This is a genomic window from Mycobacterium sp. IDUB_24, assembly GCF_055419385.1.
Genome location: NZ_JBVAXO010000005.1, coordinates 19,396 through 43,608 on the forward strand (window position 1 = coordinate 19,396; position 24,213 = coordinate 43,608).

30 protein-coding genes and 2 tRNA genes are annotated in these 24,213 nt (G+C 66.4%); 21 read left to right on the plus strand and 11 right to left on the minus strand.

Annotated features, from left to right (window positions below; translation table 11 throughout):
• Positions 1-62 precede the first annotated feature (62 nt).
• From ACZYZF_RS18035 to ACZYZF_RS18045, 3 genes are all read left to right on the plus strand, one after another.
• Positions 63-980 carry an acyl-ACP desaturase gene (locus tag ACZYZF_RS18035; protein WP_463836389.1) on the plus strand — a complete coding sequence of 306 codons (918 nt, stop codon included), beginning with the start codon at positions 63-65 and terminating at the stop codon, positions 978-980.
• Between the two features lie 140 nt (positions 981-1,120).
• Complete coding sequence (locus ACZYZF_RS18040) at positions 1,121-1,846, plus strand: cutinase family protein (protein WP_463836390.1); 726 nt, start codon at positions 1,121-1,123, stop codon at positions 1,844-1,846.
• A gap of 58 nt (positions 1,847-1,904) precedes the next feature.
• Positions 1,905-2,054, plus strand: a complete 150-nt coding sequence (locus tag ACZYZF_RS18045) for a hypothetical protein (RefSeq protein ID WP_463743725.1) — start codon at positions 1,905-1,907, stop codon at positions 2,052-2,054.
• 13 nt (positions 2,055-2,067) lie between these two features.
• Here ACZYZF_RS18045 and pdxR read toward each other — a convergent pair whose 3' ends face one another.
• Positions 2,068-3,465, minus strand: coding sequence for a MocR-like pyridoxine biosynthesis transcription factor PdxR (pdxR, locus tag ACZYZF_RS18050; RefSeq protein WP_463836391.1), 1,398 nt, complete (start codon positions 3,463-3,465; stop codon positions 2,068-2,070).
• A 46-nt stretch (positions 3,466-3,511) separates the two neighbouring features.
• Between pdxR and ACZYZF_RS18055 the strand changes: the two genes are divergently transcribed.
• Together ACZYZF_RS18055 and ACZYZF_RS18060 are read left to right on the plus strand one after the other, a co-directional pair.
• The gene (locus ACZYZF_RS18055) at positions 3,512-3,934 is read left to right on the plus strand and encodes a hypothetical protein (RefSeq protein WP_463836392.1); all 423 of its coding nucleotides are present in this window, start codon (positions 3,512-3,514) and stop codon (positions 3,932-3,934) included.
• Complete coding sequence (locus tag ACZYZF_RS18060; protein ID WP_463836393.1) at positions 3,935-4,843, plus strand: NAD-dependent epimerase/dehydratase family protein; 909 nt, start codon at positions 3,935-3,937, stop codon at positions 4,841-4,843. It begins immediately after the preceding gene.
• Here the strand turns inward: ACZYZF_RS18060 and ACZYZF_RS18065 are convergent.
• Positions 4,830-5,645 (minus strand): crotonase/enoyl-CoA hydratase family protein, encoded by an 816-nt coding sequence (locus ACZYZF_RS18065; RefSeq protein WP_463743729.1) that lies wholly within the window; start codon positions 5,643-5,645, stop codon positions 4,830-4,832. The genes ACZYZF_RS18060 and ACZYZF_RS18065 overlap by 14 nt on opposite strands.
• A gap of 19 nt (positions 5,646-5,664) precedes the next feature.
• Here ACZYZF_RS18065 and ACZYZF_RS18070 point away from each other — a divergent pair, with 19 nt between their 5' ends.
• A complete protein-coding gene (locus ACZYZF_RS18070; RefSeq protein WP_463836394.1) occupies positions 5,665-6,210 on the plus strand; it encodes a TIGR03086 family metal-binding protein in 546 nt (181 codons plus the stop codon).
• Here the strand turns inward: ACZYZF_RS18070 and ACZYZF_RS18075 are convergent.
• Positions 6,207-6,668 carry a DUF4334 domain-containing protein gene (locus tag ACZYZF_RS18075; protein ID WP_463836395.1) on the minus strand — a complete coding sequence of 154 codons (462 nt, stop codon included), beginning with the start codon at positions 6,666-6,668 and terminating at the stop codon, positions 6,207-6,209. The genes ACZYZF_RS18070 and ACZYZF_RS18075 overlap by 4 nt on opposite strands.
• The gene (hisC, locus tag ACZYZF_RS18080; RefSeq protein WP_463836396.1) at positions 6,665-7,747 is read right to left on the minus strand and encodes a histidinol-phosphate transaminase; all 1,083 of its coding nucleotides are present in this window, start codon (positions 7,745-7,747) and stop codon (positions 6,665-6,667) included. The genes ACZYZF_RS18075 and hisC overlap by 4 nt, the downstream gene beginning before the upstream one ends.
• Before the next feature lie 88 nt (positions 7,748-7,835).
• Here hisC and ACZYZF_RS18085 point away from each other — a divergent pair.
• Both ACZYZF_RS18085 and ACZYZF_RS18090 read left to right on the plus strand, forming a co-directional pair.
• Positions 7,836-7,927: transfer RNA gene (locus tag ACZYZF_RS18085), tRNA-Ser, on the plus strand.
• 37 nt (positions 7,928-7,964) lie between these two features.
• Positions 7,965-8,037 (plus strand) — tRNA-Arg (locus tag ACZYZF_RS18090).
• A gap of 149 nt (positions 8,038-8,186) precedes the next feature.
• Here the strand turns inward: ACZYZF_RS18090 and ACZYZF_RS18095 are convergent.
• A complete protein-coding gene (locus ACZYZF_RS18095; protein WP_463743733.1) occupies positions 8,187-8,600 on the minus strand; it encodes a hypothetical protein in 414 nt (137 codons plus the stop codon).
• 107 nt (positions 8,601-8,707) lie between these two features.
• A complete protein-coding gene (locus ACZYZF_RS18100) occupies positions 8,708-9,064 on the minus strand; it encodes a Fe-S protein (RefSeq protein ID WP_463836397.1) in 357 nt (118 codons plus the stop codon).
• A 94-nt stretch (positions 9,065-9,158) separates the two neighbouring features.
• Here ACZYZF_RS18100 and ACZYZF_RS18105 point away from each other — a divergent pair, with 94 nt between their 5' ends.
• Positions 9,159-9,659 carry a metallophosphoesterase family protein gene (locus ACZYZF_RS18105; RefSeq protein ID WP_463743735.1) on the plus strand — a complete coding sequence of 167 codons (501 nt, stop codon included), beginning with the start codon at positions 9,159-9,161 and terminating at the stop codon, positions 9,657-9,659.
• Positions 9,660-9,676: 17 nt separating this feature from the next.
• Here ACZYZF_RS18105 and ACZYZF_RS18110 read toward each other — a convergent pair whose 3' ends face one another.
• Positions 9,677-10,015: a winged helix-turn-helix transcriptional regulator gene (locus tag ACZYZF_RS18110; protein WP_454792813.1), complete on the minus strand. Its 339-nt coding sequence runs from the start codon at positions 10,013-10,015 to the stop codon at positions 9,677-9,679.
• 103 nt (positions 10,016-10,118) lie between these two features.
• Between ACZYZF_RS18110 and ACZYZF_RS18115 the strand changes: the two genes are divergently transcribed.
• From ACZYZF_RS18115 to ACZYZF_RS18135, 5 genes are all read left to right on the plus strand, one after another.
• Positions 10,119-10,994, plus strand: a complete 876-nt coding sequence (locus tag ACZYZF_RS18115) for an NAD(P)-dependent oxidoreductase (protein WP_463836398.1) — start codon at positions 10,119-10,121, stop codon at positions 10,992-10,994.
• Positions 10,991-11,866: an NAD(P)-dependent oxidoreductase gene (locus tag ACZYZF_RS18120; protein ID WP_463836399.1), complete on the plus strand. Its 876-nt coding sequence runs from the start codon at positions 10,991-10,993 to the stop codon at positions 11,864-11,866. Before ACZYZF_RS18115 ends, ACZYZF_RS18120 begins: the two co-directional genes overlap by 4 nt.
• A gap of 88 nt (positions 11,867-11,954) precedes the next feature.
• Positions 11,955-13,097: a TIGR03364 family FAD-dependent oxidoreductase gene (locus ACZYZF_RS18125; protein WP_463836400.1), complete on the plus strand. Its 1,143-nt coding sequence runs from the start codon at positions 11,955-11,957 to the stop codon at positions 13,095-13,097.
• Positions 13,098-13,126: 29 nt separating this feature from the next.
• On the plus strand, positions 13,127-13,825 hold the full coding sequence (locus ACZYZF_RS18130; RefSeq protein WP_463836401.1) for a phosphonatase-like hydrolase: 699 nt from the start codon (positions 13,127-13,129) through the stop codon (positions 13,823-13,825).
• 176 nt (positions 13,826-14,001) lie between these two features.
• The gene (locus ACZYZF_RS18135) at positions 14,002-15,336 is read left to right on the plus strand and encodes an MFS transporter (protein ID WP_463836402.1); all 1,335 of its coding nucleotides are present in this window, start codon (positions 14,002-14,004) and stop codon (positions 15,334-15,336) included.
• Between the two features lie 50 nt (positions 15,337-15,386).
• On the opposite strand, the gene ACZYZF_RS18140 is transcribed toward ACZYZF_RS18135, so the two are convergent.
• Together ACZYZF_RS18140 and ACZYZF_RS18145 are read right to left on the minus strand one after the other, a co-directional pair.
• On the minus strand, positions 15,387-16,133 hold the full coding sequence (locus tag ACZYZF_RS18140; protein WP_463743741.1) for a GntR family transcriptional regulator: 747 nt from the start codon (positions 16,131-16,133) through the stop codon (positions 15,387-15,389).
• 59 nt (positions 16,134-16,192) lie between these two features.
• Positions 16,193-16,948: an SDR family NAD(P)-dependent oxidoreductase gene (locus ACZYZF_RS18145; RefSeq protein WP_463836619.1), complete on the minus strand. Its 756-nt coding sequence runs from the start codon at positions 16,946-16,948 to the stop codon at positions 16,193-16,195.
• A 48-nt stretch (positions 16,949-16,996) separates the two neighbouring features.
• Between ACZYZF_RS18145 and ACZYZF_RS18150 the strand changes: the two genes are divergently transcribed.
• Complete coding sequence (locus tag ACZYZF_RS18150) at positions 16,997-17,638, plus strand: histidine phosphatase family protein (protein ID WP_463743742.1); 642 nt, start codon at positions 16,997-16,999, stop codon at positions 17,636-17,638.
• A gap of 9 nt (positions 17,639-17,647) precedes the next feature.
• On the plus strand, positions 17,648-18,670 hold the full coding sequence (locus ACZYZF_RS18155; RefSeq protein WP_463743743.1) for a phosphotransferase family protein: 1,023 nt from the start codon (positions 17,648-17,650) through the stop codon (positions 18,668-18,670).
• 4 nt (positions 18,671-18,674) lie between these two features.
• Here ACZYZF_RS18155 and ACZYZF_RS18160 read toward each other — a convergent pair whose 3' ends face one another.
• Positions 18,675-19,073: a LapA family protein gene (locus ACZYZF_RS18160; RefSeq protein ID WP_463743744.1), complete on the minus strand. Its 399-nt coding sequence runs from the start codon at positions 19,071-19,073 to the stop codon at positions 18,675-18,677.
• A 118-nt stretch (positions 19,074-19,191) separates the two neighbouring features.
• Here ACZYZF_RS18160 and ACZYZF_RS18165 point away from each other — a divergent pair, with 118 nt between their 5' ends.
• From ACZYZF_RS18165 to ACZYZF_RS18185, 5 genes are read left to right on the plus strand one after another with little or no spacing between them, the layout of a single operon-like run.
• Positions 19,192-20,124 carry an ABC transporter substrate-binding protein gene (locus tag ACZYZF_RS18165; protein ID WP_463836403.1) on the plus strand — a complete coding sequence of 311 codons (933 nt, stop codon included), beginning with the start codon at positions 19,192-19,194 and terminating at the stop codon, positions 20,122-20,124.
• Complete coding sequence (locus ACZYZF_RS18170; RefSeq protein WP_463836404.1) at positions 20,121-21,227, plus strand: ABC transporter ATP-binding protein; 1,107 nt, start codon at positions 20,121-20,123, stop codon at positions 21,225-21,227. Before ACZYZF_RS18165 ends, ACZYZF_RS18170 begins: the two co-directional genes overlap by 4 nt.
• Before the next feature lie 3 nt (positions 21,228-21,230).
• Positions 21,231-21,902, plus strand: a complete 672-nt coding sequence (locus ACZYZF_RS18175) for an ABC transporter permease (protein WP_463743747.1) — start codon at positions 21,231-21,233, stop codon at positions 21,900-21,902.
• Positions 21,899-22,681 carry an ABC transporter permease gene (locus ACZYZF_RS18180; RefSeq protein WP_463743748.1) on the plus strand — a complete coding sequence of 261 codons (783 nt, stop codon included), beginning with the start codon at positions 21,899-21,901 and terminating at the stop codon, positions 22,679-22,681. The genes ACZYZF_RS18175 and ACZYZF_RS18180 overlap by 4 nt, the downstream gene beginning before the upstream one ends.
• Positions 22,678-23,268, plus strand: coding sequence for a putative glycolipid-binding domain-containing protein (locus tag ACZYZF_RS18185; protein ID WP_463743749.1), 591 nt, complete (start codon positions 22,678-22,680; stop codon positions 23,266-23,268). Before ACZYZF_RS18180 ends, ACZYZF_RS18185 begins: the two co-directional genes overlap by 4 nt.
• On the opposite strand, the gene ACZYZF_RS18190 is transcribed toward ACZYZF_RS18185, so the two are convergent.
• Complete coding sequence (locus ACZYZF_RS18190; protein WP_463836620.1) at positions 23,231-24,175, minus strand: prephenate dehydrogenase; 945 nt, start codon at positions 24,173-24,175, stop codon at positions 23,231-23,233. The two genes, ACZYZF_RS18185 and ACZYZF_RS18190, sit on opposite strands and share 38 nt — an antisense overlap.
• Positions 24,176-24,213: the final 38 nt, after the last annotated feature.

A 24,213-nucleotide genomic window follows, 5' to 3' on the forward strand; every position in this document is an offset into this window, starting at 1 on the left:
CTACCGTAGGTTACGGATGTCTCGCTGACGTCGACGCGCTGCCACACATGTTGGGAGGACTGATGGACACCGAGAGCGGAGTGCTCCACGAACTGGAGCCGGTTGTCGCGAGCAACCTCGACCGTCATCTGTCGATGGCCCGGGAGTGGTTTCCCCACGACTACGTTCCGTGGAGCCGCGGACGCGACTTCGCCTTCCTGGACGGAGAGGACTGGCAACCCGAGGATTCGCCGCTGAGCCACGTCGCCAAGGTGGCCATGACGGTCAACCTGCTGACCGAGGACAACCTGCCTTCCTATCACCGTGAGATCGCCACGCGGTTCTCCCGTGACGGCGCGTGGGGTACCTGGGTCGGGCAGTGGACAGCCGAAGAGGGCCGCCACAGCATCGCATTGCGCGACTACCTCGTCGTCACACGCGGAGTGGATCCCGTTGCCCTGGAACGCCTTCGCATGACCCATACCGTGGCCGGGTACGACTCTGGTGACAAGACGCCGCTTGCGGCGATGGCGTATGTGTCGTTCCAGGAGCTGGCCACCCGGGTGTCGCACCGCAACACCGGGCGAGCGTCCGGTTGCCCCATCGCCGATCAGTTGCTCGCGCGGGTTGCCGCCGACGAGAACCTGCACATGGTCTTCTACCGCAATCTCATGGCAGCGGCGCTGGACATTTCGCCCGACGCCTCGATGACCGCGATCCGCGACGAGGTGATGAACTTCGCGATGCCGGGTATCGGGATGGCCGACTTCGCGCAGAACGCGATCACCATCGCCAAGGCCGGCATCTACGACCTCCGTGTCCATCACGACGACGTGGTGCAGCCGGTGCTGCGCTTCTGGCGGATCTTCGATCGCACAGATTTCGGGCCCGAAGGTGAGAAGGCGCGCGAGGAGCTAGCTCAGTTCCTCGAGGCGGTCGACGAACGGGCCCGGTTCTACGAGGAGAAACGCGAGCGTCAGCGCGTCGGGGCCGCGTCGTAGCAACGAGAACGCCTCCGCCGCGTTCGCTAAACGTGTCGTACATCACACACCCGGGTGGATTCGCCCGGCCTTGATCTTGGGTATCGAGGAGTAGTCGGTACGAAAAGTTGTCGCGGGTCGGAACGAGTGTGGGGTCGAGAATGAACCGGATTGGTCGTTGGTTGGCGGCGGTGGCATCGTCGGCGTTCGTGGCGGGTGGGTGCATCGCCGCGGCCGGTCAGGCTTCCGCGGAATCGTGTGCGGACGTGCAGGTCGTCTTCGCGCGGGGGACGTTCGAGCCACCGGGCGTCGGTGGCGTCGGGGACGCGTTCGTGAATGCGCTGCAGGCCAGGACGGGCGGGAAGTCCATCGATGTCTACGCGGTGAATTACCCAGCGTCACTTGACTTTGCGACTGCAGCAGACGGCGTCGCCGACGCGAGCAACAAGGTCAGAGCCACGGTGGCCGCGTGTCCCGACACCAAGATCGTGCTGGGCGGTTTCTCGCAGGGTGCTGCGGTGGCTGCTTACCTTACCGAGGATGCCGTGCCGCAGGGGTTCGTGCTGCCGCCGAGCATCAGTGGCCCGCTGCCCGCGGACGTGGCCGATCACGTCTCCGCAGTGGCCCTGTTCGGCAAGCCGTCGAGTGGCTTCCTGCAGATGATCTACACCGGTGCACCGCCGATCACGGTCGGTTCCCGGTACACGGGCAAGACCGACGATCTGTGCATCCCGGAGGATCCGGTGTGCTCGCCCACTGGCAGTGACAACAATGCGCACAACTTGTACGCAGTCAACGGGCTGACCGATCAGGCTGCCGATTACGTGGTCGGCAAACTGGGCATCAAGCCCGCCGACCGCAGTGTCGATCAGGCCGCCGGGCGGTAGGAGCTCCCAAGCTGACGCACGCTAGTGTTCGGGCACGTTCTCGGATAGGGGAGAGTCAGTGACGGAACAAGAGCAGCAGTTGACGCCGGGCCAGAAGGCCAAGCTCTACCTTCAGGCCGCAGGTGCGTTCGCGCGCAATCCCAAGGCGTTGGTCGCTCTGGTGAAGTACAAGCTGGCAGAGCGGAAGTCGGCCAAAGAGGCAGGCTGACACGGCGTTACGGTCAGGCCGCCCCCAATTGGCGCGCGGCCTGACCGAGCATCTCCACCCCGGTCGCGATCTGGGATTCGGTGAGGTTGGCGTAGCCCAGAATCAGTCCGGGTGGTGCAGTCGTGGGATCGGCGTAACACGGGGCCAGGGGCTCCAGTCGGATGCGTAACTCGGCCGCGCGACGGGTCAGGTCGTCGATGGGGAAGCCGGCCGGGAACCGCACGGTCAGGTGGAGGCCTGCGGCCGCACCCAGAACCTCGGCCTGCGGTAGGTGCCGCGCCAAGGCCGCCAGCAGCGCATCGCGTCGGCCCGGATAGCGCCGGCGCATCTGACGTAGGTGACGGTCGTAGCCGCCGGAGGTTACGAACTGCGTGAATGCGATCTGATCCATCACCGAGCTCCCGGTATCGGCCAGGCTTTTGGCGGTTCTGACCCGGTCGATCAGATGGGCGGGCACCACCATCCAGCCGATGCGCAGGCCGGGCGCCAGCGTCTTGCTGGTCGAGCCGAGGTAGACCACCCGGTCCGGCGCGACCCCCTGCAGTGCGCCCACCGGCGCCCGGTCGTAGCGGTACTCGGCGTCGTAGTCGTCCTCGATGATCAACCGCCCGGGCTGGGCCCATTCGAGAAGCGCGGTGCGCCGCGCGGTCGAGAGCACCACCCCGGTAGGTGATTGGTGGGCAGGCGTGGTCAGCACAGTGGTCGTGGGACTGGCGGCCAGCGCCCCGACGTCGATGCCGTTGTCGTCCACCGGGATCGGCGCCGGATCGACACCGTGGTGCCGTAACACCATTCGATGCAGCCAGAATCCGGGATCCTCCGTTGCTACCGGGCCGTCCAGGCTTTGGGCGAGCAGGGCGATGGCTTGCGTTGCGCCCGAGCACAACACGATGAGGCGGGGGTCGGCGACCACGCCACGGGTACGGCGGAGGTAGTCGGCCACCGCGGTCCGGGCGGCCGGCAGTCCGTGCGGTGCCACGTAGCCGAATGCGCTGGATTCGATCTCGGCCAGGCCCTGACGCATGGCCCGAAGCCAGGCCTGACGCGGGAAGCTGGCGAGATCCGGTGAGCCCGGGGCGAAGTCGGTGTCGAAGCGGGGGCGGGCGCGATCGGGATCGGAGCGGCCTGCGGGGACGGGGTCGACGGCGGCCACGCGGGTGCAGCCACCCTGGCTGCTGTGCAGGAACCCCTCGGCGGCCAACTGGCTGTAGGCCTCGACCACCAGGCGGCGTGACACCCCGAGGTCGGCCGACAGCACGCGGGTGGACGGCATGCGGGAGGCGGGGGTCAGGCGGCCGGAACGGATGGCGTTGCGCAGCCCGTCGGCGAGTTGGCGATGCAGCGGCTGCTTACTGTCCCGGTCCAGTTCGACCAGCAGCTCCGGACCGGCACTGGTACCCGAAATTGCCATGGAATTGGAGCCTACTCGGAGACCACCTCGGCGTTAGCGTGATGACATGGCCAACGCCGTGCCGCCGGTGACGCGCACCCGGCGCTACCCCGAAGTGGTCCTCGCCGTGTTCGGCATCTACTCGGTGACCCTCGGCCTGTTCATGCTGTTGGCGCCGGGCGTGTTTTTCGACACGATCGGCGCATTCGGCGTGCGCAACGATCACTTCATCCTCGACAACGCGTCGTTCGAGTTGCCGCTCGGGTTGATGATGCTCGCGGCGCTCAAGTGGCCGCGCTGGCGGGTGCCCGCGCTGGCTTTCGCCACTGCGCACTGGGCCCTGCATTCGTTGAGTCACCTGATCGACACCAACCACGCCGCCGGCAGTTGGGTCGGCTGGCTGGAGGCCGCGGGCCTGGTGGTGACCACGGTGCTGTTGGCAATTGCGTTGCGTACCAGTCTGTCCGACGAGAGAGTGGGAGAACGATAGATGCGTGTCCTGGTGGCCGGTGCGACGAGTGTTCCCGGAATCCCGTTGCTGCGTGAGCTCAACCGGCGCGGCCACGAGGTGATCGGGGTGACCCGCTCAGCCGGCAAGACCGCCCAGATCTCTGAGGCCGGGGCCAAGCCCGTGGTGGCTGATGTACTCGACAGAACGCAGATTGATGCCGTGCTCAGCGAGTTCGCGCCCGAGACGGTGGTGAGCCTGCTGACGACGCTGCCCAAGTGGGGACCGAAGCGGCCCAAGGATTTCGGCCCCGCGACGCAACTGTGGAGCCGCGGAGCCCCGAACCTGGTGGCAGCGGCCCAACGCGCGGGCGTGCGCCGCGTGGTCGCGGAATCGGTGGTCTTCGCCTACGGCTATGGCGCAGGCGGGCCGGCGCTGATCGACGAGACCGATCCCTATCCCGGGCCGCCACCGCCGCACGGAGCTGAGTTCCTTGAGGCGTTGCGGGGGATGGAACGCACCGTGCTGAGTTCGGGTGAACACAGCGATACCGAGGGAATCGTGTTGCGCTACGGCGTTTTCTACGGGCCCGGTGTGATCCACGACGAATTGTTCACCCGGCTCGCGAAGTGGTGGGCTATGCCTGCCCTCACCGGCCCCGGGATCGTGTCCTGGGTACACATCGACGACGTTGCCCGGGCGACGGCCGATGCCCTGGACCGGGGACGTGGCGGCGAGATCTACAACATCGTGGATGACCGTCCGCAGTCGTTCGGCGATTACGTTCGAGAGCTGAGCCGCAAGCTGCACCGGCCGCGACCGGTGCCGATCTCGCATCGGCTGGTCGGATTGGTCGCCTCGTACCCGGCGACCGCGTTCGGGCAGGCCTGGCTGCCCTTGTCGAACGCGAAGGCCAAGGCCGAGCTCGGCTGGACGCCTATTCCCCGGTGAACTGGGGCGGGCGCTTCTGGAACATCGCGGTGACCGCCTCGGCCAGATCCTTCGACGGCAGGAACGCCGAATTCCACGCGGCCACGTACCGCAGGCTCTCGGCGACGCGGGCGGTGCGCTGCTGGTCCAGCACGTCCTTCACCCCCGCGACGGTCAGCGGCGGGTTGGCGGCGATCTCGGCGGCCGTGGCGTGCGCGGCCGCTAGCGAGGCGTCGGCGTCGGGGTGGACTTCGTTGACCAGGTTGATGCGCGCGGCATGCGCGGCGTCGATGTCCTTGCCCGTCAGGACCAGCTCCCGAAGATGTCCGTCGGACAGGATGAGCGGCAGGCGGGCCAGGCTGCCGACGTCGGCGACGATGGCCAGCTTGGTCTCACGCACCGAGAACTTGGCATCGGTGCTGGCGTAGCGGATGTCGGTGGCACTGATCAGGTCCACACCGCCACCGATGCACCAGCCGTGGATGGAAGCGATGGTCGGGGTGCGGCAGTCGGCGACGGCCGTGATGGCGCCCTGCATCTTCCGCAGCGTGGCGTGGAAGTCGGCCCGGGCCTTGGCGCCGGCGTCCAGACCGGGCAGCGTCGCACCCATGGCAGGCAGGTCGAGGCCGTAGCTGAAGTTCTTGCCGGAACCGGTCAGCACGATTGCGCGCACCTCGGGGTCGGCGTCAAGGGTGCCGAACACGTCGGGTGTCTCGGACCAGAACGCCGGGCCCATCGCGTTGCCCTTGCCGGGACCCAGCAGCGTCACCTGGGCGACGTGGTCTTTGATCTCGACGGAAACGGACTCGTACGTGTCAGACATGGGGTGGACACTACCGAGTATGGATGAACTCGATAGTGCCGAGGCCACCCTCGACGTGCTGCAACGCGTGCTGAGTGGTGTCACCGCGGATGATCTGTCCCGTCCGACACCATGCCGCGAGTTCGACGTGGCGGGGCTGACCGACCATCTTCTGAACTCGATCACGATGATCGGCTCGGCGGCGGGTGCGCAGCTTCCTGACCGCGACGCCGCCGCCTCGGTGGAGGATCAGGTCCTCAGCGCGGCGCGGCCGGCCGTGGCGGCATGGCGGCGACGCGGGGTCGACGGCACTGTGCCGTTCGGGCCGGGCGAGGCGCCGGCGCAGATGATGGCTCGGATCCTGTCACTCGAATTCCTGGTGCACGCCTGGGATTACGCCGCGGCCACCGGACAGACGGTCGACGTTGCCGATCAGCAACCGGAGTGCGTCCTGGGGTGGGCGCGGGAGATCATCACGCCGGACGGGCGCGTGCGCGCCGGTTTCGATGACCCGGTCGAGATCGGCGAAGACGCGCAGCCGCTGGACCGACTGCTGGCCTTCACCGGCCGCAGGCCAACGCTTTAGACGCGCTGCAGGTAGAAGTACAGGTAACGACCGTCGACCACGGCACCCTTGCCGTTCATGATGCCCATGACGGTGTTGTCGTCGACCACCTTGAAGTGGTCGTGCACGGGCCGGCCGTCGTAGACCATGGTCGCGGTCACCTCGCCGCGGAACTCCTCCAGCCACAGGCTGGCCTCGCCGTTCATGGCCTCGGTGTTGGAGAACTTGTTGCCGTCGGCATCCAGGCACACGAGTGGCTGGGCCTCGGTGGCCGAGCGGAACGTCTTTCCGAACCAGTTGAGCCGGTTCATGAATCCGTTGGCCTTGTGTCCGGTCTGGAACTCGCCGCCCTTCCACTCGCCCAGCATGAAGTCGATGCCGGCGGGCCGGAGCAGCGCCCAGAACGCGTCGAGTTCAGCGTCGGGGATCTGCCCCTCGCGGCTGACGAATCGGTCGAACGTGCCGCCTGCGTCGCTCACTTGGTATCTCCTGTCCGAGTCCCGGCGTCACCCGCGATCCAGCGTCGGGCGAACTCCAGAAAGGCGTCGTTCTCGTGCGGGGCCCCGATGGTGACCCGCACGCCGTCCTCACCGTACGGGCGCACGATGATGCGGTTGTCGGCGGCCCTGGCCACGAAGTCCAGGGTGCGTTCGGCCAACGGCAACCAGACGAAGTTGGCCTGCGAGGGCGGGAGCTCGAATCCCGCGTCACGCAGGGCCGCGCTGACGCGGATGCGCTCGGCGACGACGGCGTCGGTGCGGGCCAGGAGTTCGTCGGCGGCCTCCAGGCAGGCGATGGCCGCGGCCTGGGACACGCTCGTCGCACTGAACGGCACGTAGACCTTGCCCAGCGCGGTCACGATCTCAGGGTCGGCGATCGCGTACCCGACCCGCAGGCCCGCCAGCCCGTAGGCCTTCGAGAAGGTGCGCAGAACAACCACATTGCGGTGCGAGCGGACCAGGCCGAGGCTGTCGGGCAGCAGCCCGTCGCGGATGTACTCCACGTAGGCCTCGTCGAGCACGATCAGGATGTCGTCGGGCACCGCCGCCACGAACCGGGCCAGCGCCTCGGGTTCGACCACGGTGGAAGTCGGGTTGTTCGGGTTGCAGACGAAGATCAGCCGGGTGCGGTCGGTGATGGCCGCGAGCATGGCGTCGAGATCGTGAGTCTCGTCACGCAACGGCACGGGGACGCCCGTCGCGCCGGCGGTGCGGATCTGCAGCGGATAGATCTCGAAACTGCGCCACCCGTACACGACTTCGTCGCCGGGAGCGGATGTGATTTGTATCAACTGCTGGCACAAGCTCACCGAACCGCAGCCCACGGCGATGTTCTCCGGCGCGAAGCCGACGTGCTTGGCCAGGTGTTCGCGCAGGTCAAGATAACCGTTGTCGGGGTAGCGGTTGATGTTCTCGGTGGCCCGCAGGATCGCCTCGCGCACGCTGGGAAGCGGCGGGAACACCGTTTCGTTGCTCGCGATCTTGATTGCGCCGGGAACGGTTTTGCCTGGTGCGTACGCCGGGAGGTCGGCCATTTCGGGGCGCAATCGGATACTCACTTGGCCAGAATAGGGGAGGCTGTGTACTGTGTGCCCTCGGCGGTTTCGGGCGACAGGACGGAGTCCGGTACCCTCACAGAAGTTCGAAGGAGGCGTGCCAGAGCGGCCGAATGGGACTCACTGCTAATGAGTTGTCCCCCTTAAAGGGGACCGGAGGTTCAAATCCTCTCGCCTCCGCCACGGTTGACTTGTCAACCGCACAACTGAATAACGCTAGGCGCCCGTAGCTCAACGGATAGAGCATCTGACTACGGATCAGAAGGTTAGGGGTTCGAATCCCTTCGGGCGCACTTTAGAAAAATCGAGGCGCGGTCATCAGACCGCGCCTCGATTTGTTTGTTCGAGGGCCTTGGTGCATCGAGATCGACATCAGGGCTGCGATTCCGGCGACACAACGACCCCGGCGTCGATCTCGGCGCGTCGGCGTCGGCGGCCGGGCTTACTCGGAGGCGACGGCTGCCGCGATGTCGACGGCCATCTCGCGCAGTACGTCGTCGGTGACGAACTGACGCGCGGTCTGACGGTCCAGCCGCAGCACGGAGACCAGGAGTTCGATGTGGCCGGCCACCTGGACCCGGGCCAGCTCCGGCGGGAGGTGCAGCCCGTGCAGATCGGCAAGGAAGCCGCGCAGCACGGTGACGCGATCGTTCATCCACGGGGACCGGCCCGCCACTGCGAATGTCGAGGTCTTCAGCTGACCGATGTAGCGCCGTTGCCGAGGCCTCTCGAACACGCCGTGGTGGGCTTGACGTGCGGACTCCGCGGGACGCGTCCTGGCCCGGGCATGGATCTCACCGCGCGGTGTATCGCATCCGGTGAATGCCGCCGTGCGCATGACCCTGGCGGTTGCCATGGCGTGTCTATGACCCATCGTTCCCGTACCTGCCGACAATTGTTGTTTGCCAGTTAACTTTACGGGAAGGTCTCAGGTTCAGCTCAGGTTCGGCCCTGGCCTGGGGCTCAGTTCCACAGCACCGCGATCGCCGACGCCAGTAGTGGCAGCACGCCCGCGGCGATGAACAGTCCCATGACCGGTTGGCCGCCCGCGCGACGCTGCCGTGCGGTGCCGATGCCCAGTACCGCGCCGAGCGCGATCAGGATGACCAGCTTGGTGCCGAGCTTGGGGTAGTTCAGGACGATGCCGGCGGGCCACGGTGCGGCCAGGGCCAGGCCGGTGACGAGAGACAGCGTCATGCCGTACGTCATCACCGGAGTGATCAGGAATCGTCGGGCCGCGGCCTCGGCGATCCAGGCGCCGACCATGACTGCGAAACCGAGCAGATGCGCATAAACAACTACGTTGCGTAGTAGATCCATGGTCGGAGTGTAAGCGCCGCGACAGCGCGGGACGCTCGAACCCGCCGATCTGCTTCCCGGGCCCGTTGGCCGCGGTCACGTAGGCTCGGCTGGCATGCGGCTGCTACTGATCGCCGACACCCATGTACCCAAGCGCGCCAAGGATCTGCCGGCTCAGGTATGGGACGAGGTGGACCAGGCGGATGTCGTTGTCCACGCCGGTGATTGGGTCGACCTCGCCCTGCTCGACGCGCTCAGCTCGCGTGCGGCGCATCTCGTCGGCTGCTGGGGCAACAACGACGGAGCCGAGTTGCGCAGGCGACTGCCCGAGCGTGCCGACGTGACCTTGGGCGGGCTGCGGCTGACCGTCGTGCATGAGACCGGTGCGGCCACGGGGCGGGAGGCCCGGATGGCCAGGGACTACCCCGGAACTGACGTCCTGGTCTTCGGGCACAGTCACATTCCGTGGGACACGACCGCGAAAACCGGTCTACGCCTGTTGAATCCGGGATCGCCGACCGACCGCCGACGTCAGCCGTACTGCACGTACATGACGGCCCGCATCGCCGCCGGAGTGTTGTCCGACGTCAGCCTGCACACTCTCGACCGGCCGTGACCGAACCCGGCGCCCACCTATCCGGCCTCGTCGGCGCAAATGAGTTCGATGTGCTTGGTGGCCCAATCGCCCAGTGGTTCAAGTGATTCGAGTAGCTCCTGGCCCGCGGGCGTCATGGAGTACTCCACCCGAGGGGGCACCTCGTGGTAGCTCTCCCGATGCACCACGCCGTGACGCTGGAGTTCCTTGAGGTGCTGCGTCAGCATCTTCTGGGATACCCCGGGCAGGCTGCGGTGCAGCGCGTTGAACCGCTTCGGTCCGGCTTGAAGTTCCCAGAGGATGAGCGGTTTCCACTTTCCGTCGACCACGGCGAACGCCGCATCGAGTCCGCAGGTGTACTTGCCCAGCTGGCTCATGACAGAATCCTCGCAGTTCAAGGCCAATAGTTTCAAAAAGGTAAGTACCCCACTTTTTAGTGGGTACTTGTCCTTCAGTCAGTGTCTCTCCAACGATGGTGGCATGACAACCACACGCCATTCGGTCAGTTTTCTCGGTCTGGGTGCGATGGGCTCAGAGCTGGCCCGCAGAGCCATCAACGCGGGGCACCCGACCGTCGTCTGGAACCGCACCGCCGCGCGGGCGGGCGCGCTCGTCGAGGAGGGCGCCACCTCAACGGACGATCTGGCCGAGGCTCTCGACGCGGACCTCGTGGTGGTCTGCCTGTTCGACCAGGCTTCGGTGCACGAGGTTCTCGATCCGATCGCGCACCTGCTGGCGGGGCGCCGGCTGGTCAACCTGACGACGACATCGCCGGAAGGTGCGCGCGAGCTGGCCGGGTGGGCTGCCGGCCACGGGGCCGACTACCTCGACGGGGGCATCATGGCGACGCCCGAGATGATCGGAACGGCGCAGTCGGCGATCCTCTACAGCGGCTCGGCAGCATTGTTCGAGGACTATCGCGCGTTCCTCGAACTGTGGGGTAGCACTGAGTATTTCGGTGACGACGCGGGCATGGCGTCGTTGTACGACCTGGCACTTCTTTCCGCGATGTACGTGATGTTCGCCGGGTTCTTCCACGGTGCTGCGATGGTGGGGGCGGCCGGAGTGCCGGCGAAAGAGTTCGCCGCGCGCACCGCCGCGTGGCTGCCGGCGCTGATGCCCTCCATCGCTGAGTACGCGACCGTCATCGACGGTGGGGATTACACCGTGCCCGGCCAGCAGAGCCTCGATTTCTCCGACATCAGCGACGTCGTCAACGCGAGCCGGGACCAGGGCATCAGCACAGAAGTCGTCGATGTCGTGCAGCGGCTGATCCACCGACAGATCGATGCGGGCCACGGCAGCGACGGCTTCGCCCGGGTGATCGAGAGCATCAAGAAGGGGACCGCCGCATGACCACCACTGTCAGCGTGCTCGGCCTCGGGCCGATGGGACAGGCCCTCGCCGGGGCACTGTTGGAGGTGAATTACCCCACCACAGTGTGGAATCGGACGGCTGCCAAAGCCGGCGCATTGCGTACCCGCGGCGCGGTGTGGGCCGACACACCTGCCAAGGCGGTCGCCGCCGGCGATCTCATCCTCATCAACGTCGTCGATCAGGCCGTGGTGGATGCGGTGTTGGACGCCGCGGGAGACGCGGTCGCGCGCCGGGTGATCGTGGGCCTGGCCTCCGACATTCCCGATTCGGCACACCGTACGGCGGAACGGGTGGCCGCGCGCGGCGGACGCTACCTGGACGGCGCGATCATGACACCCACCGACACCATCGGAACGCCCAGCGCCAGTATCCTTTTCGCCGGACCACGAGATCTGTTCGAAGCGCACCGGCCGGTCTTCGATGCGCTCGCGACTGTCAGCTGGGTCGGCGCGGACGTCGGACGTGCCGCAGCTTTCGACATGGCGCTGCTCGACGTGTTCTGGACGTCGGTCAGCGGTTTCGTGCATGCCTTGGCGGTGGCCGGTGCACATGGCATCGCGCCCGTTGAGTTGCTGCCGCATGCGGGGAACATCGCCGCGATCCTGCCGCCGGTATTCGGTGAGATCGCCGAGCGCATCGAGGCAGATCGGCACGGTGATGCCAGTGCGTCGGTGTCCTCGGTGGCTGCCTCGGTCCGGCATCTGATCGCGGCGTCACGGTCGGCAGGCTTCGATGCCGGTGCGTTGGAGGCATTCCGTGGCTACGTGGACGCCACTGTCGCCGCTGGGCACGGCGCCGACGAGATCAGTCGGATCATCCCGACCCGAACTTCAACGTCGTCACGCCGCTGAGGTGAACGGGACTTTACATATATAGACACGAGGTAACAACTACAAACTTGTATTGACAAGTTGTGGTGATGTGGACCACAGTATCCGCATGGGAAATCACAGCTACGACGTCGTCGTCGTCGGTGCAGGCATCGTCGGCCTGGCGCACGCCTATCACGCGCATCAGCGGGGACTCAGCGTCGCCGTTGTCGATCACGCCGACGGTGTCGTCGGTGCGTCGGTCCAGAACTTCGGTCACGCCTGCATCACCGCCCAGTCCGGCGAAGCGCTCGAATACGGGCGTGCCGGGCGTCGGCACTGGCTGGACCTGTCCCGCAAGGCAGGGTTCTGGTCGGCGGAGGCGGGAACCTTCTGCATCGCCCGCCACGACGACGAACTCGCCGTGATGGATGAGTTCGCCGCCACTCGAGAGGCCGACGAGGTGCGGCTACTGAGCCGCGAGCAGATCCTCGAACAGATCCCGGTAGTGGCGTCCGGCGTCACCGGTGGTATGTACCTGCCGAACGACCTGCAGGTCGACCCGCGCACGGCAGCGCCGTCGATCGCGCGGTGGCTCGCCGGTGAGGGCGTCGACTTCCATTGGCGGACCGCGGCGTCCGGATTCGAACCGGGAATCGTGCACACGTCGCGCGGACCGCTCCGCGCGGGAACGACGTTCGTCACGGTCAACTACGACGTAGACAGATTGTTCCCGGCGCTGGCCGAACGTGACGGCCTGCTGAGGTGCCGGCTGCACATGTTGCGGGCTCGGCTACCGCTGGGCTTCGCCCTTCCCGCGCCGCTGTTCACCGGCTGGTCGTTGCTGCGCTACGCCGGTTTCGAGAACCTGCCTGCCACCGCGGCCGTGGCCGAGCGGTTGCGCGCCGAACATCCCGACTACGTCGCCATCGACCTGCATCAGATGTACACCCCGCAGCCCGACGGTTCACTGCTCATAGGCGACACCCACTACCGCGACGTCTCCGCGCCGCCGTTCCAATCCGAGGAGGGGTTTGCCGTTCTCCTCGAAGAGGCCCGGAAACTGTTCGGGGTCAATGACATCGAGGTCACCGAGCGCTGGCAGGGCGTCTACACCTCCGCGCCCGGAAAAGAGTTCCTGATCGAACAGCCCATCGAGGGCACCCACGTCGTCACCGTCACCACCGGCATCGGCATGACCACCAGCATGGGCCTCGCCTACAGCACCGTCGGCAATGCCCTGGACCGCGACAAAGTTGTCGCACACGCCTGAACGATCCACCTGAACAGAAGGGACAACCAATGAGCATCAACGCAACTGACTCAATCAGCCTCGTCGTATTCGACATGGCCGGAACCACTGTCGAGGACACCGGGCTGGTCCAACAGTCGTTCCTGGCGGCCGACAAGCACGCTGGTCTGTCGAAGACCGACGCCGACCGCGAGGAGATGCTGCGTTACGTCTCCGACACCATGGGGCAGTCGAAGATCGTGGTCTTCCGTCATCTGGCGAAAGGCAACGAGGAGCAGGCGCAGGCCGCGAACAAGGAGTTCGAACGCTGCTACGCCCAGCTGGTCGCCGAGGGTAACTGCAGCCCCATCCCCGGTGCCGAAGATGTCATTACATCTTTGCGCTCCAGCGGCATCAAGACCGCGCTGACCACCGGATTCGCCAAGGAGACCCAGTCGGCCATCATCGAGACGCTGGGCTGGCAGAACCTCGCCGACGTGGTGCTGTGCCCGTCGCCGGGAGTGCGGGGCCGGCCCTATCCGGACATGCCGCTCGCCGCACTGATGCAGACCGAAACCGATTCGGTGCGTTCGATGATCGTGCTGGGTGACACTTCTTCCGATGTCATCAGCGGATTGCGCGCGGGCGCGCGGGCCTCGATCGGCGTGCTGACCGGTGCGCACAACCAGGCCCAGCTCTCCGAGGCGGGCGCCACGCACATCCTCAACAGCGTCGCCGATCTTCCATCGCTGGTGGCAGCGCTGCGGTAACTCAACAGAACAGCTCTTGCGGCGGTCGGTCGTAGGCCTGCCTCCCGACCGCCGCACCGCTCTCACGTCGTTCTCTTTCGAGAAACCTGCTCTTGACGTTCGGCCACAGTCTCTCGGCAATCTGCCCCGGCCCGTCAGCACACCGCCTGCAGCACGCCCACATTAGGTGCATTCTCATGACCCAAATAACGACGCCCGCCAGTCCGACTATCGCTCCGCGCTACAAGCGCTGGCGTATCCAGATCTTCGCCGTCACCTGGATCGCCTACGCCGGCTTCTATTTCACCCGGCAGGCCTTCTCGGTCGCCAAGCTGGGCATTCTCGAAGATCCCATCCTCTCTATCAGCCTGACCAAAAGCACCCTGGCCAACCTCGACGCCGCCTACCTCGCGGCCTACGCCGCCGGCCAGTTTGTGTGGGGCCAGGTCTCGGACCGCTTCGGTCCGCGAGTGGTCATCCTCGGCGGCCTGGCGATATCGGCCATCGCCACGGTGTTCATGGGCCTGCTGCCCGCGCTGGTGTTCCTCTTGCCGCTGATGATCGTGCAGGGCCTGGCCCAGTCCACCGGCTGGTCCCCGACTCTGAGCAATATGGCCCAGTTCTTCTCGATCGGAGAACGGGGTCGCGTACTCGGATTGTGGAGCACCAACTACGCATTCGGCGGCCTGGTGGCCGCTCCGATTCTGGGCTGGGCCGCCTACGACGTGTTCGGCTCGTGGCGCGCGTCGTTCTTCACCGGTGCCGCAGTGGTGGTCGGGGTGTTCGTGCTCGTGCTGTTGTTCCAGCGCAACGGGCCGCAAGATGTCGGGTTGCCGCCGATCGAGGAGTACCGGGCCTCGGCGGACGCTCGAGAGGGTGTCGAGCTCGATGACTCGCCCGAAGCGGAGGCTGTTGCCGAGCCGAAGCCCTCGTGGCAGGAATCGCTGAAGGCGGTGCTGAGTGACCGGATGGTGAGAACCCTTGGCGCGTCGTACTTCCTGCTCAAGCCGGCTCGCTATGCGATCCTGCTGTGGGGCCCGGTGATCGTCGCCGAGCGCCTGGTTGACGGCGACAAGTTCCAGGCCGTCGCCATCCCGGTGGCGTTCGGTGTCGCCGGTGTGATCGCCCCGATCCTGCTCGGCCGGATCTCGGATCGGGTGTTCAGTGCGCGCCGGGTGCCGGCCTGTGTGATCAGTCTGGGAATCCTGGTGGCGGTGCTGGCGCTGTTCGGTCCGCTCACCGCGACCGGCAACGCCTGGGTCATGGTGGTGGTGCTCGGTCTGATCGGCCTGAGCGTCTATGGCGCCGACGCGATGATCTCCTGTGTCGCTGCGGTCGACTTCGGTACCTCCAAGCATGCCGGGACCGCGGCCGGATTCATCAACTGCTGCGGTTCGGTGGGCGCGATCCTGGGCGGGTTGCTGCCCGGCTACCTGAACACGTCGACACTGTTCTACGGATTCGCCGGCGCCGCTCTGCTTTCCATGCTGCTACTGATCCCGCACTGGAATCGGATGCCTGCCGCCGACTGATCCCGCGAGCAGACACAAAACTGTCCCTTTCCGACGTGAAAGGGGCAGTTTTATGTCTGTTCGGCGGAGGAAAATTTGGTGCGGGCGTTGACGATACTGAACGCCACCATGTCCGGCCGGTAGCGGTCGTCGGCGCATTCGAAGACGACGCCGTGCTGATCGCGTGAGACGCGGCGCTCACGGAGCAACGGGCTGCCCGGCGCGATGCCGAGGTTCGCGGCATCGTCGGGGCCGGCGGCCACGGCGTCGAGCACGTGCTCCATGGAGTCGAAGTAGACGCCGCGGCTGGCGAGGTAGTCGGTCATCGAGCCCGAGTCGGTGTCGAACTCGAACAGCAGGGAACCCACGGAGTCGATGAACGTGCTGCGTTCGAGCATCGCGGGCTCACCGTCGAGCAGGCGTACGCGCAGCACTTCGACCACGAAGTCGTCGGCCGTCAAACCCAGTGCCTCGATGGTGGTTTCGGAGGCGCGTCGGCGCGCCACCTCGATCGTGCGGTTACCCGCGGTACGTCCGGCGCGCTCGGCCCACTGGGTAAACGGTGTGAACGTGTCGAGCGTCTGTGTGGCATCGTGGCTGCGCACCACCGCAGGTTTGCCGCGCGAGACCCGGATCAGGCCTTCGTTCTTCAGGGTGGCCAGGGCTTGGCGTACCGGACCGCGGGAAACGTCGAACTCGGCGCACAGCGCACTCTCGGTCGGCAGCGGCGCTCCGATGGCGTAGTCCCGGCGCCTGATGCGCCGGCGCAGTTCGGCGGCGACGTGCTCGTGGCGCGAAACCGGCCCCGCCATCCGCATCACCCTTCGGTCAAGTTGTCATGACAAGTTTGCTATCCAGCTACATTACCGTGCCGCGCTCAGGGCAATCCGCCGTCCACCCGCAGGATGGATCCCGTGGTGAAGCTGGACGCATCCGACATCAGAAACAGTGCGGCGCCGACGATCTCGGTGGGGTTGCCGGCCCGCTGCAGGGCGAGGTGTCCGAACGGGTCACCGGCCATGTCCCAGGCCTTGCTGACATCGGTGAGAAACGGCCCGGCCATCAGGGTGTTGACCCGCACGGTGGGGCCGAATGCCTTGGCCAGCCCTTCGGTCATGGCGTTCAGCCCGGCCTTGGCCGCGGCGTAGGGCAGCATGTACTGGTCGGGCCGCAGCGATCCGGATGAGCTGACGTTGATGATCGCCCCGCCGCCGTCGGCCACCATGCGATCACCGAGCAGGGCCGAAAGCCGGAACGGCCCTTTGAGATTCAGATTGAACACCGAGTCGAAGAGTTTCTCGGTGACCGAGCCGAGCGACTCGTACAGCGGTGACATGCCGGCGTTGTTCACCAACACGTCGACCTTGCCGAACCGCTCGTAAGTGGCCTCGACCAGACCGTCGAGTTGATCCCACCGGCCCACATGAACCTGATAGGGCAGGGCGGCGCGGCCGGTGGCGGCGGTGATCTCGTCGGCCGCGGCCACACAGGAGTCCAGATTGCGGCTGGCGATCACGACGTCGGCGCCGCAGCGCGCGGCACCCATCGCGATCTCACGGCCCAGTCCGCGGCTGCCACCGGTGACCAGCACCACCCGATCGGTGAGATCGAACAGTTCGTCGGCATAGCCCATGTCGCAGCCCTCTCCGGCCGTCCCGCACCGCGGCCCTATGGTGACACGGTGCAACTGCTTCTCGTCCGACATGCTCTACCGCTCCGCAGCGAGCCCGGTCAAGGGTCCGATCCCGATCTGTCCGCCGAGGGCATCGCCCAGGCGCAGCGCCTGCCCGCCGCCCTGGCCCGGTTTCCCATCAGCCGGCTGGTCAGTAGCCCACAGCGACGCGCGATCCAGACCGCGGGACCGCTGGCCGAGGAACTGGGGCTGCAGGTCGAGGTCGACGAGCGGCTCGCCGAGTACGACCGGGACATGTCGCACTACGTGCCGATCGAGGAGATCGCCAAGGAGAACCCCGAGGAGCTGGCTCGACTGGTGAACGGTCACCTGCCCAGCAGCGTGGACGAGGATGCCTTCATGGCGCGGATCGGCGCGGCGGTCGAGGACCTGGTGGCAGCCGGCGACCATGACGGCACCGTCGCGGTGTTCAGCCACGGCGGGGTGATCAACGTGCTGCTGCACCAGATCCTGCAGACCCAGCGGCTGCTGTCCTTCCACGTCGACTACGCATCGGTCACCCGGCTGCTGTCGTCGCGCTCGGGCAAGCTGGCCGTCGCGTCGGTCAACGGCACCGAGCATGTGTGGGACCTGCTGCCCAGAAATCGTCCCGATGAGCGCTCGCGCGAAGAGCAACAAGCCGAGTGGTAAACAGTGACGGTGACAAATCTGGAGGGTCTCGACCTCACCGCCCTGGACCGGCATCTGCGTTCGGAGGGCATCGCCCGCAGCGGTGATCTCCGTGCCGAACTGATCGCCGGTGGTCGCTCCAACCTGACCTTCCGGGTGTGCGACGACGCGTCCGCATGGGTGCTGCGCCGCCCGCCGCTACATGGGCTCACCCCATCCGCGCACGACATGGCCCGCGAGTACAAGGTGGTGGCGGCGCTGGCCGGCACCGCCGTTCCGGTGGCCCGTGCGGTGACGATGAGCAACGACGACTCCGTGTTGGGTGCTCCGTTCCAGATGGTCGAGAACGTCGACGGCCTGGTGGTCCGCAGCGCCTCGGAACTTGAGGCACTCGGTGACGAGCAGGTGATCAGCGACAGCGTCGACGCCCTGATCCGGGTGCTGGCCGACCTGCACGCGGTGGACCCCGAGGCGGTCGGTCTCGGCGATTTCGGCAAGCCCGCGGGTTATCTGGAGCGCCAGGTGCGCCGGTGGGGTTCGCAGTGGGACCTGGTCCGGCTCCCCGACGATCCCCGGGACGACGACGTCAAGCGCCTGCATCAGGCCCTGGCCGATTCTGTTCCGGCGCAGAGCCGCAACTCGATCGTGCACGGCGACTACCGCATCGACAACACCATCCTGGACACGCAGGATCCGACGAAGGTCCTTGCGGTGCTGGACTGGGAACTCTCGACGTTGGGCGACCCGCTCAGCGATGCCGCGCTGATGTGCGTCTACCGCGACCCGATGTTCAATCTGATCCTGAGCATGGAAGCCGCGTGGAGTTCACCGCAGATGCCGCCGGCCGACGAGTTGGCCAACCGCTATTCGCTGCAGTCCGGCCAGGAGCTGGCGCACTGGGACTTCTACATGGCGCTGGCCTACTTCAAGGCAGCGATCATCGCCGCGGGTATCGACTTCCGCGCCCGCCAGGGTTCTGAATCGCCGGGTGGTTCCAGCGTCGGCGAGGCGGTGGCCCCGGCGATTGCCTCGGGTCTGCGCGCCATCGGCTGACGCGTCAGCTGCGCTGGGCGGCCTTGAAGTTCTTCTTGGCCGCGCGGCGCAACTGGAAGATCCGTGCCGACCCGGCGGCGACGGTCAGCAACCCACCGGCCACCGCGGCACCGAGGATCGCCACGCCCGTCGGCAGCGACCAGTGCCAGCTGAGGAACGTCATCGGCACCGGATCGGTGTTCTGCGCGATGAAGATCAGCAGCACGATCAGCACCAGGAAGCCCAGGATCAGTGCTGACCACAAAGCTCCGGCGCGGGTGAGTTTGGGCTCGGTGGCCTTACCCGTTTTGGCCGGGGTGTTCTTACCGGGTTCGGGCGCTTTGGCCGGGTCGGGCGCCGCCGGGTCCGGTATGGCCGCAGTGGGCTCGGGCAAATCGGGCGATGCAGACGGATCGCTGGTCATGTAGTCATCTTTGCCCGTCGAGGCGCCAAAGCAAACCACCGTGGGTTAAAGCGCGGCGGCATGTCGGGTGTGCCGTTAGGGTCTGGAGAAAGGCTGAACACGCCGAAAGGACGTGCGGATGCAGCGCAAAACCCTGGCAATACTGGCGACTTTGCTTGCACTTTTGTTGTCTGCCTGCGGAAGCTCCAATCCGCTCGGCGGCGGAGAAATCTCAGGTGACCTGAAATCGATCGTCGTCGGATCGGCTGACTTCCCGGAGTCCAAGATCATCGCCGAGATCTATGCCCAGGCTCTGGAGGCCAATGACTTTCAGATCAGAAGGCAGTTCGGTATCGGTAGCCGCGAGACGTATGTTCCTGCGGTGCAGGATCATTCGATCGATTTGATCCCTGAGTACACCGGAAATCTCCTGCAGTACTTCGAGAAGGACACCACTGCCACCACTCCGGACGAGGTGCTGATCGCCCTGTTCAAGGCCCTGCCCGGGGATTTGTCGATTCTGTATCCCTCACCGGCCGAGGACAAGGACACCCTCGCCGTCACCGCCGCGACCGCCCAGCGCTGGAACCTGAAGACCATCGCGGATCTGGCCGCGCATTCGGAGGAGGTGAAAGTCGGTGCCCCATCGGAGTTTCAGACCCGCCAGACCGGGCTGGTAGGCCTGAAGTCCCGGTACGGCCTGGACATCGCGCCGGTCAACTTCGTCGCGATCAGCGACGGTGGCGGGCCGGCCACCGTTGCGGCGCTGAACAGCGGTGCCGTCACGGCCGCGAACATCTTCAGCACGTCACCGGCGATCGGGCTGCACCACCTCGTGCCGCTGGAGGATCCCGAGAACGCTTTCCTGGCCGCCAATGTCGTTCCGTTGGTGGCTTCGCAGAAGATGTCGGATGAACTCAAGACCGTGCTGGATGCGGTGTCGGCCAAACTCACCACCGCAGCCCTGATCGAACTGAACACAGCGGTCGAGGGCAATGCCGGCGTCGACCCTGACGAGGCCGCCGAAAAGTGGATCAGGGACAACGGATTCGACAAGGCGATGATCAAGTGATCACCTTCGAGAACGTCAGCAAGCAGTATCCCGACGGCACGCTCGCGGTCGACAACCTGAATCTGGAAGTGCCGCAGGGCACGCTGACGGTGTTCGTCGGCCCGTCCGGCTGTGGCAAGACGACCTCCATGCGGATGATCAACCGGATGATCGACCCCACCTCCGGAACCCTCACGGTCAACGGGGAAGACGTCAGCACGGTCGACCCGGTCAAGCTGCGCCTCGGCATCGGCTACGTCATCCAGAGCGCCGGGCTGATGCCACATCTGCGGGTGGTCGACAACGTGGCGACGGTGCCGGTGTTGCGAGGCGAGTCACGGCGCAACGCCCGCAAGGCTGCGATCGGGGTGATGGAACGGGTGGGGCTCGACCCCAAGCTGGCCGACCGCTATCCGGCCCAACTGTCTGGCGGGCAGCAGCAGCGGGTCGGGGTGGCCCGCGCGTTGGCCGCGGACCCGCCGATCCTGTTGATGGACGAGCCGTTCAGTGCGGTCGACCCGGTCGTGCGGGAGGATCTGCAGGCCGAAATCCTGCGATTACAGAGCGAATTGCAGAAGACCATCGTGTTCGTCACCCACGATGTCGACGAGGCGATCAAGCTCGGGGACAAGGTCGCGGTGTTCGGCCGTGGCGGAGCGTTACTGCAATATGCCGATCCCGCCTTTGTGTTGTCGAATCCGGCCAACGAACTCGTATCGGGGTTCGTGGGCGCCGACCGCGGGTATCGCGGGCTGCAGTTCTTCCACGCAACCGGCCTGCCACTGCACCAGATTCAACACGTCGACGAGAACGACATCGATGCGCTGAACCTGAGCCCGGGGGAGTGGCGGCTGGTCATCAAATCCGGCACGCCGTTCGCGTGGATCAACGCCGAGGGTGTCGAGGTGTATCGCAAGGGCAACGAGCTCTACGACAGCACCATCGGCGGCGGTTCGTTCTTTCCACCCGACGGCAACCTGCGGCAGGCGCTGGACTCCGCACTGTCCTCACCGAGCGGGCTCGGGGTGGCGGTCGACGAAGACGGCAAGCTCGTCGGGGGCGTGCGTGCCGACGACGTGCTCGCGGCACTCAAGGAGCAGCGCCGCGTCCCGGAGCTGAGGTAGCTCGTGCGATATCTGCTGAACCACCTCGACGACCTGTGGGTGCTGACCATCGTGCACCTGCGGTTGTCACTGGTGCCGATCGTGCTGGGGTTGTTGATCGCCGTTCCGCTGGGCGCGGCGGTTCAGCGCACCACGGCACTGCGTCGGATGACCACGCTCACCGCGAGCATCATCTTCACCATTCCGTCGCTCGCATTGTTCGTGGTGCTGCCGTTGATCATTCCGACCCGCATCCTGGATGAGGCGAATGTCATTGTCGCCCTGACGCTCTACACCACTGCACTGTTGGTGCGGGCGGTGCCCGAGGCGCTCGACGCGGTGCCCGAGCACGTGCGTGACGCGGCGACGGCGATCGGATACCGGCCGCTGGTGCGGATGCTCAAGGTGGAACTCCCGCTGGCCATCCCGGTGTTGGTGGCGGGCCTGCGGGTCGTCGCGGTCACCAACATCTCGATGGTGTCGGTGGGTTCGGTGATCGGTATCGGCGGCCTCGGTACCTGGTTCACCGAGGGTTATCAGTCCAACAAGAGTGACCAGATCATCGCCGGGATCATCGCGATCTTCGTGCTCGCTGTCGTCATCGACACCCTGATCATGTTGGCCGGCAGGGCCATCACACCCTGGACCCGGGCGTCTCACGCACCGAGGATCTCCCGGCTGAAGGCGGCCGCATGAACTTCCTGCAGCAGGCACTCGACTTCATCTTCACCGCCGCCAACTGGGCCGGGCCAGCCGGCCTGACCGCCCGCATCGTCGAGCACCTGCAGTACACGGTCATCGCGGTGGTGGCCTCCGCGGTGATCGCGATCCCGGTCGGACTGCTGATCGGGCACACCGGGCGCGGTACCTTCCTCGTCGTCACCGGGGTCAATGCGTTGCGTGCCCTGCCCACGCTCGGGGTGCTGCTGCTCGGGGTGCTGTTGTGGGGGCTGGGGTTGGTGCCGCCGACGGTCGCCCTGATGCTGCTGGGCATTCCACCGCTGCTGGCCGGGACCTACGCCGGAATCGCGAACGTCGACCGCGCCGTCGTGGACGCGGCCCGGTCGATGGGGATGACCGAGCGGCGGGTTCTGCTGCGGGTCGAGGTGCCCAACGCGCTGCCGTTGATCGTCGGCGGCCTGCGCACCGCGACGCTGCAGATCGTGGCGACGGCGACGGTGGCCGCATACGCGAGCCTCGGTGGGCTGGGCCGCTATCTGATCGACGGCATCAAGGTGCGGCAGTTTCACATCGCGCTGGTGGGTGCGCTGATGGTCACGGCGTTGGCGTTGATTCTCGATGCCGCGCTGGCGTTCGCCGTGTGGCTGTCGGTGCCCGGGAGTGGCCGTTTGAGCGGTCGACGACGGATTCCGCAGCCGTTGCTCGGTGACGAGGTGGAGCTCGAGTCACGCTCGGCGGGGAGTTCCGGAGTCGGCTACGAACGCCGAGCGTCGTCGCATACGGTAGAAGGGTGAGCGACCAGAAGGACGGTGCCTGGCCAGCGGTGTTGACGTGGCAGGCGCACGATGAACCCCGGATGGAGTCCGCGCGGGTTCAGCTGTCGGGCAAAAGGATCAAGGCCTACGGCCGGATCGTGGCCGCCGCCACCGAATCCCACCCGGCGTTCTCGGCCTCCTATGACCTGGTCACCGACGAGACCGGCGCCACCAAGCGGCTTTCGCTCACCGTCACCCTGGCCGAGCGGGAACGCCAGCTCTCCATCGCCCGCGACGAGGAGAACATGTGGCTGGTTCAGGATCACACCCAGACCAAGCGCTCGGACTTCGGTGGTGCGCTCGATGTCGATGTGGTGTTCAGCCCGTTCTTCAATGCCCTGCCGATCCGGCGGACCGGCCTGCATGAGATCGCGACGTCGATCACCGTGCCGGTGGTCTATGTGCGGTTGCCCGACTTCGCGGTGGAGACCGCGAGCATCAGCTATACGAGTGGTGGACCCGACGTTCCCGGGGTGAAGTTGCGCTCACCGCTCTCCGACACCACCGTCACGGTGGATTCCGACGGTTTCATCCTTGATTACCCAGGACTGGCAGAGCGGATCTGATCACCCCGCCGGCTCGTCCGGCGGCAGCGAGCTCGGCCCGCCAGTTGTCCGTGCCCACGACGGTGGTGATGATCTCGGGGCGGCTGAAGCTGTCGTAGCGCATCCGCGCGGCGTGGCCGGTGTCGACCAGCTCGGCCACCGATCCCGTGGCCGCCAGTGTCTTCTTGGCACGGGTCAGCAGTTCGATGCTGTGCTCGAGCGCGGGCAGCAGTTGGTCGGCGTTGGCCTCACACATCGCCCGCACCAGGTCCGGCGCGGTGGCTGCGACCCGGGTGCCGTCGCGGAAAGATCCGGCGGCCAGGGCGAAGGCCAGCGGCACCTCGCCGGCGATCACGGCCAGGGTTTCGGCGAACAGGTGGGGCAGGTGCGAGATCGTGGCCGCGGCGGCATCGTGCTCATCTGAGCGGGCCGGCACCACAACGGCATGGCAGTCCAGGGCCAGCTGGGCCACCTGTGACCAGATGTCCGCGTCGACGTGGTCGTCCACGCTGACCACCCACGCGGCGCCGGTGAACAGGGCGGCATCCCCGGCGGACCAGCCGGAGTGCGCGGTCCCGGCCATCGGATGCCCGCCGACGAAGTTCTGCAGCAACCCGAAGTTGCCTACTTCGGTGAGCACCGCGCCCTTGACGCTGGTGACGTCGGTCAACGGGCACCGGGGTGCGATGCTGCGGATGTGGTCGAGCATCTGCGGCAGCGCGGGCATCGGCACCGCCAGCACGATCAGCGCGTTGCAGTCGGCGGCCCGGCGCAGCGCCTCGTCGAGGTTCGCCGTGGCGTCGAACCCGTCGAACTTGGCGGCCGCGACAGCCTCCATCGACCGGTTGTAGCCGAAGACTTCACGGCCGGCCCCGGCGGCGGCACGCATCAGCGAGCCACCGATCAGGCCGAGGCCCACCACGCACACGGGTGTGTTCGTCACGCATCAAGGTTGGCACACCGGCC